Origin of the sequence: Geofilum sp. OHC36d9 (genome assembly GCF_052400685.1) — a bacterium.
Taxonomy (GTDB): Bacteria; Bacteroidota; Bacteroidia; order Bacteroidales; family Marinilabiliaceae; genus CAZHHH01.
Window position 1 is genome coordinate 50,489 of sequence record NZ_JBQTGJ010000005.1, and the last position, 16,420, is coordinate 66,908.

Genomic DNA, 16,420 nt, shown 5'->3' on the forward strand with positions numbered 1-16,420 from the left:
AACTTCAAAAGCCTTGTCTTTGACGTTTTCATATCGAAGACCCCAAAATGAGAAATTTCCTTGCAGGCAATGCTTGAAACAAATACTGGACTGTCATATCCTAACTCTGCTATGATGGTTGCGACTACAGGCTGTTTTTCTGCATTATCCAGTCACTCTGTATATCTGTATGGGTTCAACGTCTGCTAATTTTGTTTATGATGTCTTAGGAATTGATTTTTTGAGTCATTCATAAATACAAATTAGTTTTTCGTTGCTACATTTTTGTTTTTCGCACTTGCATTTGCATTTCTCCCCGTTACATTTGCATTTTTCATCGTTACATTTGCATTTTTCCCTGTTACATTTGCATTTTTCCCCGTTGCATTTGCATTTTTCATCGTTACATTTGCATTTCTCCCCGTTACATTTGCATTTTTCATCGTTACATATGCATTTTTCCCCGTTGCATTTGCATTTTTCCCTGTTACATTTACACTTACCCTAAACCCCTCTTCAAACTGCACCCCTCTCTCAAGAAAGAGCTAATTAAATGAATGATTTCATTTTGTGTATTTGTCTTAATCTATTTATTGCGCATTAATGTGTCGAATTTCGGTTTTTACACTTGCATACAACAGATGAAACGAGCCATAATAAAGTATTTCTCACACAGAAAAATGTCTTTGCTGCGGGTTTCATGTGCCCATTAAAAAAAATTATAGACAGATGAATAAAAACATTGAAACGAAAAAATCCGTCAGATACTAAATCTAACGGATTTTATATAAATTTTTATTGCCCTAAAATGCCAAATGCAAGTGTACTATTGTAATTGACGACTTGAAAAACGAGAACAAAAAAAAATGTTTCCCGGCTGATAATTAGCTATAATAACTACACCATTCCGGCAAACCCCATAAAAGCAAGGGCTAAGATTCCGGCTGTAACCAAAGCAATGGGAGCCCCTTTCATACCATTGGGCAGCTCAACCAGATCAAGTTTCTCACGGATACCCGCAAAAACAATCAGCGCCAATCCAAAACCCAACGCCGTTGACATTGAAAAGACTACGGCTTCGAGTATATTAAAGTCTTTTGATACCGTCATGATAGCCACCCCCAAAATAGCACAGTTGGTGGTAATCAGCGGTAAAAAGACTCCCAAAGCCTGATACAACGGCGGACTTACCTTCTTCAATACAATTTCGACCAGCTGCACCAAAGCAGCAATAATCAATATAAATGAAATGGTTTGTAAATAAGTGACACCAAAGGGCACCAGCACCAATTTCTGAACAAAATAGGTTACAATGGTTGCAATTACCATCACAAAAGTCACGGCGCCTGTCATCCCCATGGCTGTTGAAATACGTTTTGACACTCCCAGGAACGGACAAATACCCAGAAACTGGGACAACACCACGTTGTTAACAAATATTGCAGAAACTATAATTAACAAATAACTCATATCAAATCCTCCTTAGGCTTTTTTTAAACGATTAATGGTTGCAATCAGGTAACCCAATGCAATAAAAGCACCCGGTGCCAAAACAAATACAAGCATTCCATACTCTTCGGGGTAAACCTCAAAGCCAAAAAGCTTCCCACTCCCCAGCAACTCACGAATACTGCCCAGCAACGTCAAAGCCAGCGAAAAACCCAGCCCCATACCTGCGCCATCAATAACAGATGAAAAAGCATTATTTTTGGAAGCAAAAGCTTCGGCCCGTCCCAACACAATACAGTTGACAACAATCAACGGAATAAACAATCCCAGTGAGGCATATAATGCCGGCACATAAGCCTGCATCACCATCTCCACCACCGTAACAAAAGTAGCGATGACCACGATAAAGGCAGGAATACGTACTTTATCGGGAATGAGATCCTTAATTAACGACACCACCAGGTTCGACATGATCAGAACAAATGTTGTAGCCAAACCCATACCAAGACCATTCTCGGCCGAAGAGGTAACCCCCAGCGTGGGACACATACCCAGCAAAAGACTAAAAATAGGGTTCTCTTTAATAAATCCTTTTGTTAAATTTTTCCATTGATTCATTGTTGGCCTCCTTCCTCATTTGAAACCTGAGTTGTAGCCGATGAATAAGCATCGGCATGTTTAGTGTAGGTTTTATAAGCTATGCATACAGCATCCAAAAAAGCTCTTGAAGAGATCGTCGCTGCTGTAATAGCATCAATATCGCCACCATCTTTTGAAACCGTAAAATTGGTTGTCTTTGGATTTTTACCCAAAACACTGTTGCCATCGCTATTGCCACCGCCACTTTTAATACCATACATCCAGTCGAAAAAAGCATTACGTTCGCCACCTTCAGCAGCATGAGGCTTAAACCAATCAACCATTTTAGTCCCTAAACCCGGTGTTTCTTTGTGCGACAAGACCTGGTAGTCGATGACCGTTCCATCCGGTTTTAACCCAACCATAATCTTAATGTCACCGCCAAAACCTTTGTTCGACATGGTTTCGATAGCCACACCAACCAATTCGTCTCCTTTTTTTGCCGGAAAAACTTTCAGGTTAAACCCCTCCTCCGACTCAATCTCATACATATCAGCGGCCGGATCGTTATCAAAACCCGGTACCACCAATTTTATAGCCTCCTGCTGTTTTGCCATCGATGCCTTCGCAATAGGTTCCTTCGTCAGTCGATAAACAAAACCAAGAGAGCCACCTGCCACTGCAGTAATCACTAACAGCGTGATGACCATATTGGATAATGATGATGCACTTTTGCCCATTTCGGAATATCTTTAATTAATTTTAAGCTTGTTGAACCGCAGGTTTCTCACCAAACCTTTTGGGTTTAATGTAATTATCGATAAGCGGTGTAAATGCGTTCATAATCAAAATAGCAAACGACATTCCTTCGGGATAAGACCCAAACACCCTGATCAAAACAGTTATTAAACCGATGCCAATACCATATATCCACATGCCTTTAACCGACATGGGCGACGTGGCATAATCGGTTGCCATAAATATAGCACCCAAAAGAGCCCCACCCGTAAGAATATGAAGCAAAGGTGTTGCATATAAAACAGGATCGGCCAGATGCAATGCACCGGTAAATACCGCAATAGAACCTATCACAGCCACAGGAATATGCCATGTTATAATCCGGCGATACAACATAAATGCCAGGCCCAGAAGCAAGGCAATGGCCGAAATCTCACCGGCCGAACCGCCCATCTGACCAAACAACATCTGTGAGTAAGATGGTAATTCGGTAAACAAACCCTCTTTCATGAATGATAGCGGCGTAGCACCAGTCACAGCATCCAGATAAGAAGTACGCGCCTCCAGTGGAATAGGCCAGCTGGTCATTTGAACCGGAAAGGCGATCAACAAGAACACACGTCCCACCAAAGCCGGATTAAAAGGGTTATTACCCAACCCGCCGAAAGTCATTTTTCCAATACCAATAGCCACCGCAGCACCTATAATAATAAGTGCCACCGGCATATTTGAAGGCAGGTTGAAAGCCAGCAACAGACCAGTAATCAAAGCCGAACCATCGGTGATAGATGTGGGCTTTTTAAAAAAATATTTCTGAATGAAAAACTCGAAGAACAAACAGGCTGCCACCGAAGTCAGTGTTACGATGAGCGCTCCCAGTCCAAAGAACCAAAGAGAAGCAGCCAACGCCGGTAGTAGCGCTATGACCACACCATACATGTTTTTCTCAATGGAATCGCCACTGTGAACATGCGGAGATGGTGAAACGATTAATTTACGCATAATATATGATTATCAAACGATTGTATTACTCAATTTATTTGGTTCGCGACCGCATGATCTGCCCAACGCGACCTTTTCCCAACCGGATATAGTCCAATAACGGACGATGAGACGGACACGTAAAACTACATGAACCACACTCAATACAATCCATAATTTTTTCTTCCTCAGCGCGATCGAGAATATCCTTTTCGGTCAGTGTCATTAATAAATATGGCGACAGCCCCATGGGACAGGCAGACACACACTTTCCGCAACGAATACAGCTTTGTGACTTTTCACGACGTGCTTCCGGATCGGGTAACACCAAAACACCTGAAGTCCCCTTTGTTACAGGCACCGCCAACGATGAAAGCGCTTTACCCATCATCGGCCCGCCGCCTATCACCTTACCTGTATCATCAGGTAATCCGCCAACAGCATCAATCAAAGCCGAAACAGGGGTTCCAATCCGGGTCATAAAATTACCCGGATTACCAACCGACAAACCAGTCACCGTAACAACACGCTCAATCAATGGTTTATTTTTCTGAACGGCTTCATAAACAGCAACCGCAGTACCCACATTGTGCACCACAGCCCCCACTTCAATGGGAAGCTTACCCGATGGCACCTGACGGCCAATACAGGCATCAATCAGCTGTTTCTCGCCGCCTTGCGGATATTGCACTTTCAGCGGCTGAACAGTAATGCCCTGTTCTACGGCCACCAATTTCTGCATCGCCTCAATGGCATCCTTCTTATTATTTTCAATACCTATAACGGCTTTCTTAACATCTAAAACCTTCATCAGGATACGAATCCCAACAACAAGTTCAGAACCCCGTTCAAGCATCAAACGGTGATCGGCTGTGAGATAAGGCTCACACTCAACCCCATTAATAATCAGGACTCCGGCAATTTTACCGGGCGGCGGTGACAATTTCACATGAGCCGGAAAAGTAGCCCCGCCCATACCAACAATACCGGCATCGCCAATACGCTTTAATATATCCTCGCGCGAAAGCGAAATATCTTTAACCAGCTCATCTGTGGTGTCAATACTTTCGTCCCACTCATCACCTTCCACTTTTATAAGGATGGCTTTGCGACGATAGCCGGAGGTATCCGGCACATTGTCAATTTTATTCACCACCCCCGATACCGGGGAATGAATATTAGCCGACACAAAACCAGTTGATTTAGCAATCAGCTGCCCCACTTTCACGGGGTCACCTTTTTTCACCAACGGTTCGGCCGGCGCTCCAATGTGCTGTGCCATCAAGATGGTCACCTCTGCCGGTAAGGGCAATTTTTCAACGGGACGTCCAGCCGACAATTTATTTTCGGCTGGATGAACGCCCCCTATTGAGAATGTCTTTAACACTGTGAATCCTCCTTTATAATTTATTCAACAGGCGCTTTTTCTTTTTCTTTTTGTTCCACCTTTGGCTTACGCGGCGGGAAATTCAACTCATGAATGGCATGGGTTGGACAAACTTCAACACATTTACGACACAACTTACATTTTTCATAATCGATGTAAGCCAGATTATTCTCGATGGTGATAGCGTCATGCGGACATACCTTCTGACACTTTCCACAACCGATACAAGCCACTTCACAGGATTTTTTGGCAACAGCCCCTTTCTCCTGATTGACGCAACTGACATAAATACGACGACTTTTAGGCCCTTTATTACGCAGTTCGATAATGTTTTTGGGACAAGCATCAACGCAGGCACCACAAGCCACACAATTATCTTCGATCACCACAGGCAAACCAGTCTCTTCGTCCATATACATGGCATCGAATTTACAGGCTGCCACACAGTCACCCAACCCCAGACAGCCCCAGGAACACCCGGTGTCACCACCATACAGTGCCGACGCCACGGCGCACGATTCTGCACCCTGATATTCGTTGGTTTTAGGCCGGTGTTCACAGCTTCCGTTACAACGAACAACAGCTACCTGAGGTGCCGACTTGCCCACTTCTTTACCGAGGATGCCTGCCACAGTAGCCATCACGGGAGCACCACCCACAGGGCAGTTCATCTTAGAGATATCATCGGCTTTAACCAAAGCTTCGGCAAAAGCCCGACAGCCAGGATAGCCACAACCACCACAATTGGCAGCCGGCAAAGCCTCCTCTACGTTATCAATACGGGGATCCTCAAAAACATAAAATTTTTTGGATGCCAAATAAAGGATAAGAGCTGATACAACGCCCAATCCTACCAATGTTATTATTGTAGTAAGAACAACGCTCATAATGGTTATTCAATTTTAGATTTTACTGAAAAAGAAAACGTTTTTTTCATGGCCTTACCGGCCAGATACATCATTAAAAAATAAGGTACCAAAACCAATAAGGCCAAGGCACCTGCCAGATTTTCATCGCCACTGTACGTAAACGTCACAGCCAAAGTTGTAACAACCAAAACCAAAGGCAATACGTACGCCCACCATGTGGCTTTTAACCCTTGTGACCGGGAACCTATTATAACCACCTGCTGCCCCGGTTCAAAAGCCCCATTCTCGGAAATTACATCAACTTCTTTATCCTGCATATCTGCCGCAGAACAAGCACCATTAGCATGGCACGAAGCACAAGCCGACATACTCATAATTTGGACTTTCACATGACTCCCCTCTACCTGCTTCACAATTCCATCGTGCTCTATTGTCTTCATCTGAAAATTAATTTAAACAGATGTGTGAAAAAAACTTATTAAAAGCGACACATCCTAATTTGAAACTGACATTTTGGGATTCGGTCCAGTATATCAATCAGGCGTTTCACCATCTCACTATCAGCACAAAAGCCTAATAGTAACGCGACAAATGTAGAGAATCTGAACGAAAAGAAAACCTTAAAAACGTCAGGTCCAAACAGTTTCTATTTAGAATAAATAAAAATAACAAGAAGTTAAATAGTGTTGTAAACTGAATACAAGCCAATTAAATTGCAAAGTCGACATTACAATTAGAGCGTTATAATGCAAAATTTAATTGTCGTTTCTTTTAACGGAATTGAATATGGGCATAAGAAACCAGATACAAATGCTTTAAAAAAGCAGTTAACAGTCTTCAGTTAACAATTAAGCTGTACTTATAAAAAAGTATGTCTTATGACTTTACCAACAGACTCTAACACAAATGACCACCTGCCCGGTATCGGATGTTACTGCCTTTTGGTAATTCAACGCCGAAAAACAACGTGGACCAGAATGTTTAAACCATAATTGAACACCAACTGTTTCCCATAGTAATCTTCAATAGCAAACAAAAAATATTACCCTTCACAAACTGTTAACAAAGCAACCTTCAAAAGTCAGAATATCTTTTTCTATCTTTGCGGGTTATAAATAAGGTATATGAATAAAGGATTTAACGAAGATAACAAGCTGACAGAGACCGACGTTTTACAAGAGACGGAAAACATAGAAGTAATGGGTGCCAGAGTGCACAATCTTAACAATATAGACATCACAATTCCCCGAAATGAGCTGGTTGTTATTACCGGTTTAAGTGGCAGTGGAAAATCTTCGTTGGCTTTCGACACCATTTATGCCGAAGGACAGCGCCGTTATATTGAAACATTTTCATCGTATGCCCGTCACTTTTTGGGTAACATGGAACGACCGGATGTCGACAAAATAACAGGACTGAGCCCCGTCATCTCCATCGAACAAAAAACCACCGGGAAAAATCCCCGATCAACGGTGGGCACCGTGACCGAAATATACGATTTCCTGCGTTTGCTTTATGCCAGAGCCGCCGAAGCCCACTCGTATGTTACCGGCGAAAAAATGGTGAAATACACCGACCAGCAAATACTGGACCTCATCCTTTCCCAATTTGATGGTCAAAATATTTATGTCCTGGCACAATTGGTTAAAGGACGAAAAGGCCATTACAAAGAACTGTTTGAAAACATCCGCAAAAAAGGTTTCTTACATGTGCGTGTTGACGGCGAAGTAAAAGAAATACGCCATGGCATGAAACTCGACCGTTATAAAAATCACTTCATAGAAGTCGTTATCGACAGGCTAAAGGTGGAAGAGAAAGACCGAAAACGACTGTACGAATCGGTTAAGCTGGCCATGAAACAAGGTCATAATACCATTATGATAATGGGTAAAGACAGTAATGAGCCACGCTATTTCAGCCGTTTATTGATGTGTCCCACATCGGGCATTGCCTATAATGAACCGGCCCCTCACTCCTTCTCGTTTAACTCGCCACAAGGGGCCTGCCAAACCTGTAAAGGTCTGGCCACAGTTGAAGTAGCAGATATGAATAAAATCATCCCCGATGCTTCTTTAAACATCTACAACGGCGGTATAGAACCATTGGGAAAACATAAAAATTCACTCATATTCTGGCAATTGGAGGCGTTGGGTGAAAAATATGAATTTACACTAAAAACGCCCATCTCAAAAATACCCGAAGATGGTCTGGAAGCTATATTACACGGCACCAGTGAACGTTTGACACTAAAAAACACCCCGCTGGGAACCACCTCCGACTATTTCTTAACCTTCAACGGGGTAATAAAATACATTCTCGATCAGCAGTCGGATGACGCCCCGGCACAGGCCAAACGATGGGCCAATCAATACATCACCGAACAGGTGTGCCCGACCTGTCACGGTCAGCGTTTAAATCAGGAAGCATTACATTTCTATATTGATGGCAAAAATATCGCACAGTTGGCACAAATGGATTTGCGACAACTGCAACAATGGTTTCTCAATCTGGAAGAACGTCTTGGCGACAAACAACGACTTATAGCCGTTGAAATTCTCAAGGAAATACGCTCTCGTCTGGGCTTCATGATGGATGTGGGATTGGAATATCTGACGTTGGATCGTGGTGCAATGACCCTGTCGGGAGGCGAAAGCCAACGCATACGTCTGGCCACTCAAATAGGATCGCAACTGGTTAACGTCCTTTACATCCTCGACGAACCATCCATAGGTCTTCATCAGCGGGACAATCACCGTTTGATTGAATCTTTACGCCAATTGCGGGACACCGGAAACTCGGTGTTGGTGGTTGAACACGACCGTGACATGATGATGGCTGCCGACCACCTCATCGACATGGGCCCTTTTGCCGGGCGTTTGGGCGGTGATGTGGTTGCGCAGGGATCTCCACAGGAAGTCTTAAAGAAAAAATCGCTTACGGCAGATTACCTTACCGGCAAAAAATCTATTCCATTGCCCGAAAAACGGAGAAAGGGAAACGGACAAACCATCGACATCATTGGTGCAGCAGGTAACAATCTGAAAAACATTAACGTGTCGTTTCCGCTGGGCACCATGATTTGCGTAACGGGTGTATCGGGTAGCGGCAAATCAACGCTCATAAACGAGACGCTTTATCCCATCCTGAACCATTATATTTACAGGGCACTGAAAAAACCCCTCCGGTACAAAAAAGTAAAAGGGCTGGAACATATTGATAAAGTGGTGTCGGTAGATCAATCACCTCTGGGGCGTACACCAAGAAGCAACCCGGCCACATACACCAAAATGTTTGACGAAATACGCAAATTGTTTGCCTCATTGCCCGAAGCAAAAATCCGCAATTACAAACCGGGCCGTTTTTCGTTTAACGTGGCAGGTGGTCGTTGCGAAACCTGTAAAGGCGGAGGATCACAAGTCATCGAGATGAACTTCCTTCCCGATGTGATGGTCGAATGTCCTCAGTGCGGTGGGAAACGTTACAATCGCGAGACTCTGGAAATACGTTACAAAGGAAAATCCATCAGCGATGTATTGGATATGACCATTAATCAGGCGGTTGAATTTTTCGAGAAAATACCCCAACTGCAACAAAAAATAAAAATGTTGCAAGAAGTGGGGCTGGGCTATATAAAGTTAGGACAATCGTCCACAACTCTATCAGGCGGAGAATCACAACGGGTTAAACTTTCTACCGAACTGTCTAAAAAAGACACCGGAAAAACCGTTTATATCCTCGATGAACCCACCACCGGCCTCCACTTTGAAGACATACGCGTACTGCTGGTTGTTCTCAACCGATTGGTTGATCGCGGCAATACGGTCATTGTTATCGAACACAATCTGGATGTCATTAAAGCAGCCGACTACATTATTGACATCGGCCCTGAAGGCGGAAACCTGGGTGGTGAGCTCATTGCCGCAGGAACCCCTGAAAAAATAGTCGGGGTAGAAAAAAGCTATACAGGACAATTTTTACGTATGGAACCGGAATTTAAAAAACGGTAAGTACCACTTGCAGGAAAAGTCCTACTTCGGTTTTATTGTTGCGATAAAGAGGTCGTTTCCAGGAGAAACCGCCTTTTTTTTAAGACTTCGCAGACCTTGAATTTGAACATTTATTATCAAACTCATGAATTTTCCGGGTGACACGGATGCAAAAAAAGAATATTACGTAATATTGAACGAATAAAATAAAAACAATTTGGCCGAATTTAGACATTGTGATGTGGGCAACCCGCTGCTGCCTGCAAAAAATATGATAACAAATCCGGCCCCACAGCAACATATTATTAACTAATGCCACAACAGTGAACTTTTATCAAGTAAAAGAATACCTGAGTTATTTATTCAACGGCAAGTATTGGCGGGGATTTGGAATTCATTCACCCTTTGTGTTCGATTTAATAGCCAACCTTGCCAGAGAAACACATCCCTATTACGCCTTTGAAACAATCAGCGCCTGGCGTACAGCTCTGGAAAAAAGCAAAACAAAAATAGAAGTGACAGATCTGGGGGCCGGCTCACATCTCACAAAAAAAACGAGACGCAGCATCGGAAGCATAGCACGAAATACGGCCATCCCGCCCAAATTTGGGGAGTTTATTTTCAGACTGGTAGCCCGCAACCGCCCGGCCAACATCCTGGAAATAGGAACATCGTTAGGCATCAGCACATCCTATCTAAGTCTGGCCAATAAATCAGCCACCATAACCACGCTTGAAGGCTGCCCGCAAACAGCAGCAATGGCACAGCACACATTCGAATCGCTCAATCTTGACAATGTAAAACTGGTTGAAGGCCCCTTTGACACCACGCTTGCTGACGTTGTGCGACAAATGCCATCAGCCGATCTGGTGCTATTTGACGGAAACCATCGGAAAAAACCAACTCTGGACTATTTTCACGTCTGTTTAACAAAGATTACAAACCACTCCATCTTCATTTTCGATGACATCCACTGGTCCGGAGAAATGACTGAAGCATGGACTGAAATTATCAACCATCCGGAAGTAACCGTAAGCGTTGACCTGTTCAGGATAGGATTGGTATTTTTTAAAAAAGAATGCAAAAAGCAACATTTCACCGTTCGTTTTTAAAAAACGTATTAAACCAACGACACTCAAACCGGTCTAAACTGACAATTCAAAAACAATTATCGGCATGTTGAAAAACGTAATTGAAATAGACAATATACAAAAACACTACCAGGTCGGAACCCAGGTCGTAAAAGCTCTGAGAGGCGTCACCACAACAATCGAAAAAGGTGATTACGTCGCAATCATGGGACCATCTGGGTCGGGAAAGTCAACACTTATGAATATTATTGGCGCTCTTGACACGCCCACTCTGGGTAGTTATATTCTCAACGGTACTGATGTAAGTCATCTCACCGACGAAAGTCTGGCTCAAATCCGTAATAAAGAAATTGGATTTGTTTTTCAAACATTTAACCTTTTGCCACAATATAATGCCCTGGAAAACGTCGTTTTACCCCTTGTGTATGGCGGTGTATCCAGAGATGAACGCATGGAGCGGGGACGCGATGCGCTCAGACGCGTCAGCCTCGACGAACGCATGGATCATAAACCAAATGAACTCTCGGGTGGACAACGACAACGCGTCGCAGTGGCCAGAGCCCTTATCAACAATCCATCCATTATTTTAGCCGATGAACCCACCGGAAATCTGGACACCAAAACATCCATTGATATCATGCGACTGTTTAACCACATACATGCCCAGGGTAACACCATTATTCTGGTAACGCACGAAGAAGACATCGCTCGTCATGCCCATCGCATCATACGACTTCGTGATGGCGTTATTGAACTGGATGAAAGAAATGAACAAATTACCCGGCTGGATGATTAGCCACGGACAAAAACAATCATCCCAACGATTTACCCCCTGAACGAAACTCTTTCGTTGATTCTTTGTTATCACATGCAACAACGAGTATGCACCATAATAACAAACACGGGAGACCTGCCTGACTTAACATTATTCATAAAAATGAGTCTAATAATCGTGTCTCATTTTATGAAAACAAAATTAAGCGAAATGAATGATTCATTCCGGCAATTTCCTCGTGTCGATTAAAACACAAATTACAAACAGATGGAAAAAAGTTTAGTATACACCAAAACCGGTGACAAGGGAACCACAGGTCTTATAGGAGGTACCAGAGTTTCCAAAAACCATTTCAGACTGGAAGCTTATGGAACGGTAGACGAATTAAACACGCACATAGGCATGGTTCGGTCCTACCCCATCGACACGCCTTCGGAGGAAGCCATTATCCGCATTCAGCGACAACTTTTTACCATAGGAAGTTATCTGGCCACCGACGCCGACAAAAGTGATCTGAGAAACCATTTGGTGACCGACGAAAAAGAAATTGAATTCATGGAAAATCAAATGGATACCATGGAAAGCCAATTGCCCACACTAAGTAATTTCATTTTACCCGGCGGACATCCCGCCGTCGCTCAATGCCATATTTGCCGAACGGTTTGCCGGCGCGCAGAACGCAGAATAATAAGCATGAACGAGCATGTCAACGTTGATGAATGGGTGATCCGGTATTTGAATCGCTTATCCGATTATTTCTTTGTTTTATCACGACATTTGACAAAATATTTTAATATAAAAGAAATTCCTTGGGTTCCAGACTTGCATCATTGATATTTTTTTCTAATTTCGCGCAAAATGCATTAGAACTTGAACAAAGTAATTAGAGCTTAAACCTTAATATTATGTATTGGACTCTTGAATTAGCTGCAAAACTTGAAGATGCACCCTGGCCGGCATCAAAGGAAGAGTTGATAGACTTCGCCATTCGGTCCGGAGCACCTCTTGAAGTAATTGAAAACCTTCAGGAAATGGAGGATGAAGGTGAAATTTATGAAAGTATTGAAGATATCTGGCCGGATTATCCCAGTAAAGATGATTTCTTCTTTAACGAAGATGAATATTAAAATAGAAAAGGCTGTCAGATGTTGACGGCCTTTTCTATTTTAAAAACCCGTATACCAATACCAAATTTATCATTGACTGTTTGTGTGGGGTGTTGCTTTTTTTGACCCGGTTCGTTAATTGGTATCAGAAGTTCATAAAAACGCTTTTTTCAGTTGGAGGGTTGTCGTGTCTGCAAATAAACTCAACCTGAATTGAGCCATAAATTCTATAAATAAAGGAAACTATTCATATTCCGCGAAAAACACTGATTACAATTCGACAAATATTACAAATTCAAGGGCCGGTGAATTAATACGTTATTGAAAATTCATGTACTGTAATTTCACTTGGCACAATGAAAGATAAACAATAGTAATAAAACCTTTGGCCTCACACTCCTTTTGTTGAATTAAAAACTCATCTCTGCTCTTATGCGAATACCATGTTTGTCGGTAAAACCACTATGAAGATACTGGTTCCCAATCAGCCGGACATATTCTACTCTCATAAACTTAAAAATATTAGTAAGGCCCAGTCCCAATTCGGCATACGGCGCGGCATCGTCGGTGGAATAGTAGGCAGGCAGATCAAATACACCTTTGTAATCAGAGTTTAGCGTTCCATAATGTCCCTTAAACGAGACAATTTCACGTAACTTTAATTTTTTAACAAGTGGCACCCTGTTAAGCAGAATACCACCCCCATTGAGATGGAAATGGGTATTGGCATAAAGGTTATGAGCAAAAGCAGCATGGTGCAAGAGATTAAACTGATATTTTGCAAACCCCAGAGACATGCTACCTGCAGGCTGATCAAGCAAGTCGTAGGGCGCATCTCCGCAAAGCCATCCGCCATTAAGCATATATTCCATAAAAACTTGCCCCATGTTCAGACGCCCTTTGATGGATGCGTGTAAATGAGAATACCATCCACTGTCTTTCATTTTTTCTCCGGGCAACAGGGTTTGACCGATGTCCCAGCTCATATTGATGACCGGAATGGGATCAAGATAATAAATCCGGTCGAAATAAAATTTATCGTAGTGTTGTCCGGAAACGATCCTCAGATTCATCAGCAACCCATAGTTTTCATAAGTTTTAAATACTGCATCGTCGCGTGAGAAAGTGACCGCGGAAGTTTGAGTACTATGAAGGTAGTAAGGAGCAAATTCCAGCTGATAATTGTCGTTTACATTGTATTCCAAACGAAAATCCATACTTTTTTCTTCTTTAAGGTACGGGTCCTTCTCGATGGATGTAAGCGCTGCAATGAGATTCCCGTTTCCTTTGGGGTTCGGATTATTTTTTACAAAGCGATGAAATTTATCGTGAGAAACAAGGGTATAATCGTCGGAATAGTTGACTCGAAAAATAAATTTATCAGACTCCAATGGCTGAACTATGATATTGCCGCCATATTTCAATTCCTTACTTTTAGTCCCCATTCCCAGAAAACCGCCGATGGAAAAATGTTTTGAGAATTTCTCGCTGGTGCGAAGCGGCATCGTAAACCGATGCCCTTCTATGGCGTTGGTGCTGTAGATGGTAAACATGGGACCGATGTCAATTTTCCCGCCATTGAGGTAACCTGTAAGTGCAAGCCCTCCAATGGCATCCACTCCCTTTATCAGCTTCTGGTCTTTCAGTTTTTCCACCGCGTAATAGTCTGCAGCTCTTGTCGAACTTCCTGCAAATTCAGGACTCTCGGCCCAGGATTTGGTTTCCTGTGAGTTCTGATCATCCGTGAGGGCATACTGCGTCAGTTTGTTTACAATCCAATTTCCTCCGGAAATATCATCAACTTTCTGTGAGCTATAAAGTGAATCGGTTTTATCATCCATTTCCAGCGACATGTTAATACGGACATCCTGTTCCTGGTAAAACCATTGACCGTCGGGTGTCTTTTGAAATGTAACGCGGCCCCGGAATCCTTTAACAAAATTTAAGTTTGCCTCCTTCGGGATATGAACCTCCATGCTCGTAAGAGCAAAACTTTTATCTTCCACGCTAAAACTTCCCGAAAATAGTTGATCTAATCTATTTTTAGGCGCAAAGGAAAAATGAAAACTTTTGGAACCTTGTACTACGGTACTGTCATTGAGATAGAGATTATAGCGTGATAAAGCATTCTCTGCCAGAGGAGACAAAAAAGACCTGTTCAGAATATTAATGTGCTCGTCATAAAAATTCAGATTTACTACCACGTTTCGAAGAACATAGGTTTCGATGGCCTGGTTTATTCTAGGAAAAATACCATCTTTCTTATGATATACGATTTGCACGGAATCGCCGTTTATGAGTTCTGCATTTTCAGCAAGATACACTGGTGTAAAACGGATATTTTCATCGTCGCCACTGATCGTAAGTTCTTTAAAGTTATCAATAAGCCCGGGAATATTAGAGGCAGTGTCAACGGCGATATAAACATTAGTAGTTGATAATATTTTGTAATTATCTATGTTCTGAAGTTGTTGCTTATTAAATTCTTTTTTCTTTTGAAATTGTCTGAATAGGACGACTGCACGTTCAATTTCAGGTTTTGCAGTAACCTCATCAATATATTGCATATTTTGGCGCAGAAAAATTGTCAGACGACTCTTTGGAAGTTCACTAAGCATCTTCTGATCGGGATAATAACCTACTGACGAAAACAACAGGGTATCCTGCTGAGGGAGCGGCAATGTAAAAAAACCGTTGATATCGGCCGTTGTACCCTGAAGCGTTCCTTTCACAGAAATATTTGCAAAAGGGATGGGTTCCCGGGTCTCTTTATCCAAAACTACACCAGACAGTTGTTGAGCATTAAGCAGCACCCCAATAAACCAGAGAAGCGCAGTAGTCCTAAATATTTTATAATACATTTCGACCATTAACTATTCCGATCATTTTTTAATAACCAGTACAGACCTTTTACTCCAATTTTAATGTCGTCCAGCTTAAAGAGGACTAATATTTTTTCGATGTAAGCAATGGTTCCCCAGCCAATAGCCAGATAATAGAACCAGGGCCAAAACCCAAAAACAAACAATACGAAAAAAAATATTCCCTGAAGATAACCTGCAGAAACGGCAGAATAGAGGTGAAGCCCCGGAATTTTCCCGAATCGTAAAAAAGAGACGATGTAACTGAGAATAAAGACTTCCAGAAACAGAAACAAGATCCAGCCGTGAGGTTCAATTACGTCCCATTTAAAAATGAATAAGCCCGTCAGAGCCATTGCGTAGGTAACAATATCTGCCAGATTATCGAGTGCTGCGCCAAAGTTGGTTTGCAGCTTAAAGAAACGGGCAATATTACCGTCGAGGATATCGCTTACCAGACTGATGCAAAGAAGAATAACAAAAGTTTCTTCTTTGCCCGTAAGCGCCATATAAAGTATAACCGGGAATACCAGTAATCTGTAAAAACTGAGCAGGTTGGGGACATTTATGACCTTTTCTCCGTTAATAGTTAGTTGCTTCATTGTTTCAATTATTTTTG

The 16,420-nt window shown here is 42.5% G+C and carries 15 protein-coding genes; 5 read left to right on the forward strand and 10 right to left on the reverse strand.

The genetic code is table 11. From position 1 onward, the window contains the following. Nucleotides 1-242: 242 nt before the first annotated feature. From ACT3CD_RS07540 to ACT3CD_RS07575, 8 genes are all read right to left on the reverse strand, one after another. Nucleotides 243-422 carry a hypothetical protein gene (locus ACT3CD_RS07540; RefSeq protein ID WP_444644439.1) on the reverse strand — a complete coding sequence of 60 codons (180 nt, stop codon included), beginning with the start codon at nucleotides 420-422 and terminating at the stop codon, nucleotides 243-245. Nucleotides 423-876: 454 nt separating this feature from the next. Continuing rightward, complete coding sequence (gene rsxA / locus ACT3CD_RS07545) at nucleotides 877-1,449, reverse strand: electron transport complex subunit RsxA (RefSeq protein WP_444644441.1); 573 nt, start codon at nucleotides 1,447-1,449, stop codon at nucleotides 877-879. Nucleotides 1,450-1,461: 12 nt separating this feature from the next. Continuing rightward, nucleotides 1,462-2,046, reverse strand: coding sequence for an electron transport complex subunit RsxE (gene rsxE / locus ACT3CD_RS07550; RefSeq protein ID WP_444644443.1), 585 nt, complete (start codon nucleotides 2,044-2,046; stop codon nucleotides 1,462-1,464). Further along, a complete protein-coding gene (locus ACT3CD_RS07555) occupies nucleotides 2,043-2,747 on the reverse strand; it encodes an RnfABCDGE type electron transport complex subunit G (protein ID WP_444644445.1) in 705 nt (234 codons plus the stop codon). Before ACT3CD_RS07555 ends, rsxE begins: the two co-directional genes overlap by 4 nt. Nucleotides 2,748-2,769: 22 nt before the next feature. Then, nucleotides 2,770-3,747, reverse strand: a complete 978-nt coding sequence (locus ACT3CD_RS07560) for an RnfABCDGE type electron transport complex subunit D (RefSeq protein WP_444644446.1) — start codon at nucleotides 3,745-3,747, stop codon at nucleotides 2,770-2,772. Between the two features lie 34 nt (nucleotides 3,748-3,781). Continuing rightward, nucleotides 3,782-5,065: an electron transport complex subunit RsxC gene (rsxC, locus tag ACT3CD_RS07565; protein ID WP_444644677.1), complete on the reverse strand. Its 1,284-nt coding sequence runs from the start codon at nucleotides 5,063-5,065 to the stop codon at nucleotides 3,782-3,784. 68 nt (nucleotides 5,066-5,133) lie between these two features. Next, the gene (locus tag ACT3CD_RS07570; RefSeq protein ID WP_444644448.1) at nucleotides 5,134-6,000 is read right to left on the reverse strand and encodes a Fe-S cluster domain-containing protein; all 867 of its coding nucleotides are present in this window, start codon (nucleotides 5,998-6,000) and stop codon (nucleotides 5,134-5,136) included. Between the two features lie 5 nt (nucleotides 6,001-6,005). Next, a complete protein-coding gene (locus ACT3CD_RS07575; RefSeq protein ID WP_444644450.1) occupies nucleotides 6,006-6,422 on the reverse strand; it encodes a SoxR reducing system RseC family protein in 417 nt (138 codons plus the stop codon). A gap of 684 nt (nucleotides 6,423-7,106) precedes the next feature. Between ACT3CD_RS07575 and uvrA the strand changes: the two genes are divergently transcribed. The 5 genes from uvrA (at nucleotide 7,107) to ACT3CD_RS07600 (ending at nucleotide 12,961) form a co-directional block, all read left to right on the forward strand. After that, nucleotides 7,107-9,989: an excinuclease ABC subunit UvrA gene (gene uvrA, locus ACT3CD_RS07580; RefSeq protein ID WP_444644452.1), complete on the forward strand. Its 2,883-nt coding sequence runs from the start codon at nucleotides 7,107-7,109 to the stop codon at nucleotides 9,987-9,989. Nucleotides 9,990-10,291: 302 nt separating this feature from the next. Continuing rightward, nucleotides 10,292-11,080: an O-methyltransferase gene (locus tag ACT3CD_RS07585; RefSeq protein ID WP_444644454.1), complete on the forward strand. Its 789-nt coding sequence runs from the start codon at nucleotides 10,292-10,294 to the stop codon at nucleotides 11,078-11,080. 64 nt (nucleotides 11,081-11,144) lie between these two features. After that, nucleotides 11,145-11,855, forward strand: coding sequence for an ABC transporter ATP-binding protein (locus ACT3CD_RS07590; RefSeq protein WP_444644456.1), 711 nt, complete (start codon nucleotides 11,145-11,147; stop codon nucleotides 11,853-11,855). Nucleotides 11,856-12,101: 246 nt separating this feature from the next. Beyond that, nucleotides 12,102-12,668 carry a cob(I)yrinic acid a,c-diamide adenosyltransferase gene (locus tag ACT3CD_RS07595; protein ID WP_444644458.1) on the forward strand — a complete coding sequence of 189 codons (567 nt, stop codon included), beginning with the start codon at nucleotides 12,102-12,104 and terminating at the stop codon, nucleotides 12,666-12,668. A 71-nt stretch (nucleotides 12,669-12,739) separates the two neighbouring features. Continuing rightward, on the forward strand, nucleotides 12,740-12,961 hold the full coding sequence (locus tag ACT3CD_RS07600; protein WP_444644460.1) for a DUF2795 domain-containing protein: 222 nt from the start codon (nucleotides 12,740-12,742) through the stop codon (nucleotides 12,959-12,961). A 389-nt stretch (nucleotides 12,962-13,350) separates the two neighbouring features. Here ACT3CD_RS07600 and ACT3CD_RS07605 read toward each other — a convergent pair whose 3' ends face one another. Both ACT3CD_RS07605 and ACT3CD_RS07610 read right to left on the reverse strand, forming a co-directional pair. After that, nucleotides 13,351-15,801, reverse strand: a complete 2,451-nt coding sequence (locus ACT3CD_RS07605) for a DUF5686 family protein (protein ID WP_444644462.1) — start codon at nucleotides 15,799-15,801, stop codon at nucleotides 13,351-13,353. An 8-nt stretch (nucleotides 15,802-15,809) separates the two neighbouring features. After that, nucleotides 15,810-16,403 carry a CDP-alcohol phosphatidyltransferase family protein gene (locus ACT3CD_RS07610; RefSeq protein WP_444644464.1) on the reverse strand — a complete coding sequence of 198 codons (594 nt, stop codon included), beginning with the start codon at nucleotides 16,401-16,403 and terminating at the stop codon, nucleotides 15,810-15,812. Nucleotides 16,404-16,420 lie beyond the last annotated feature (17 nt).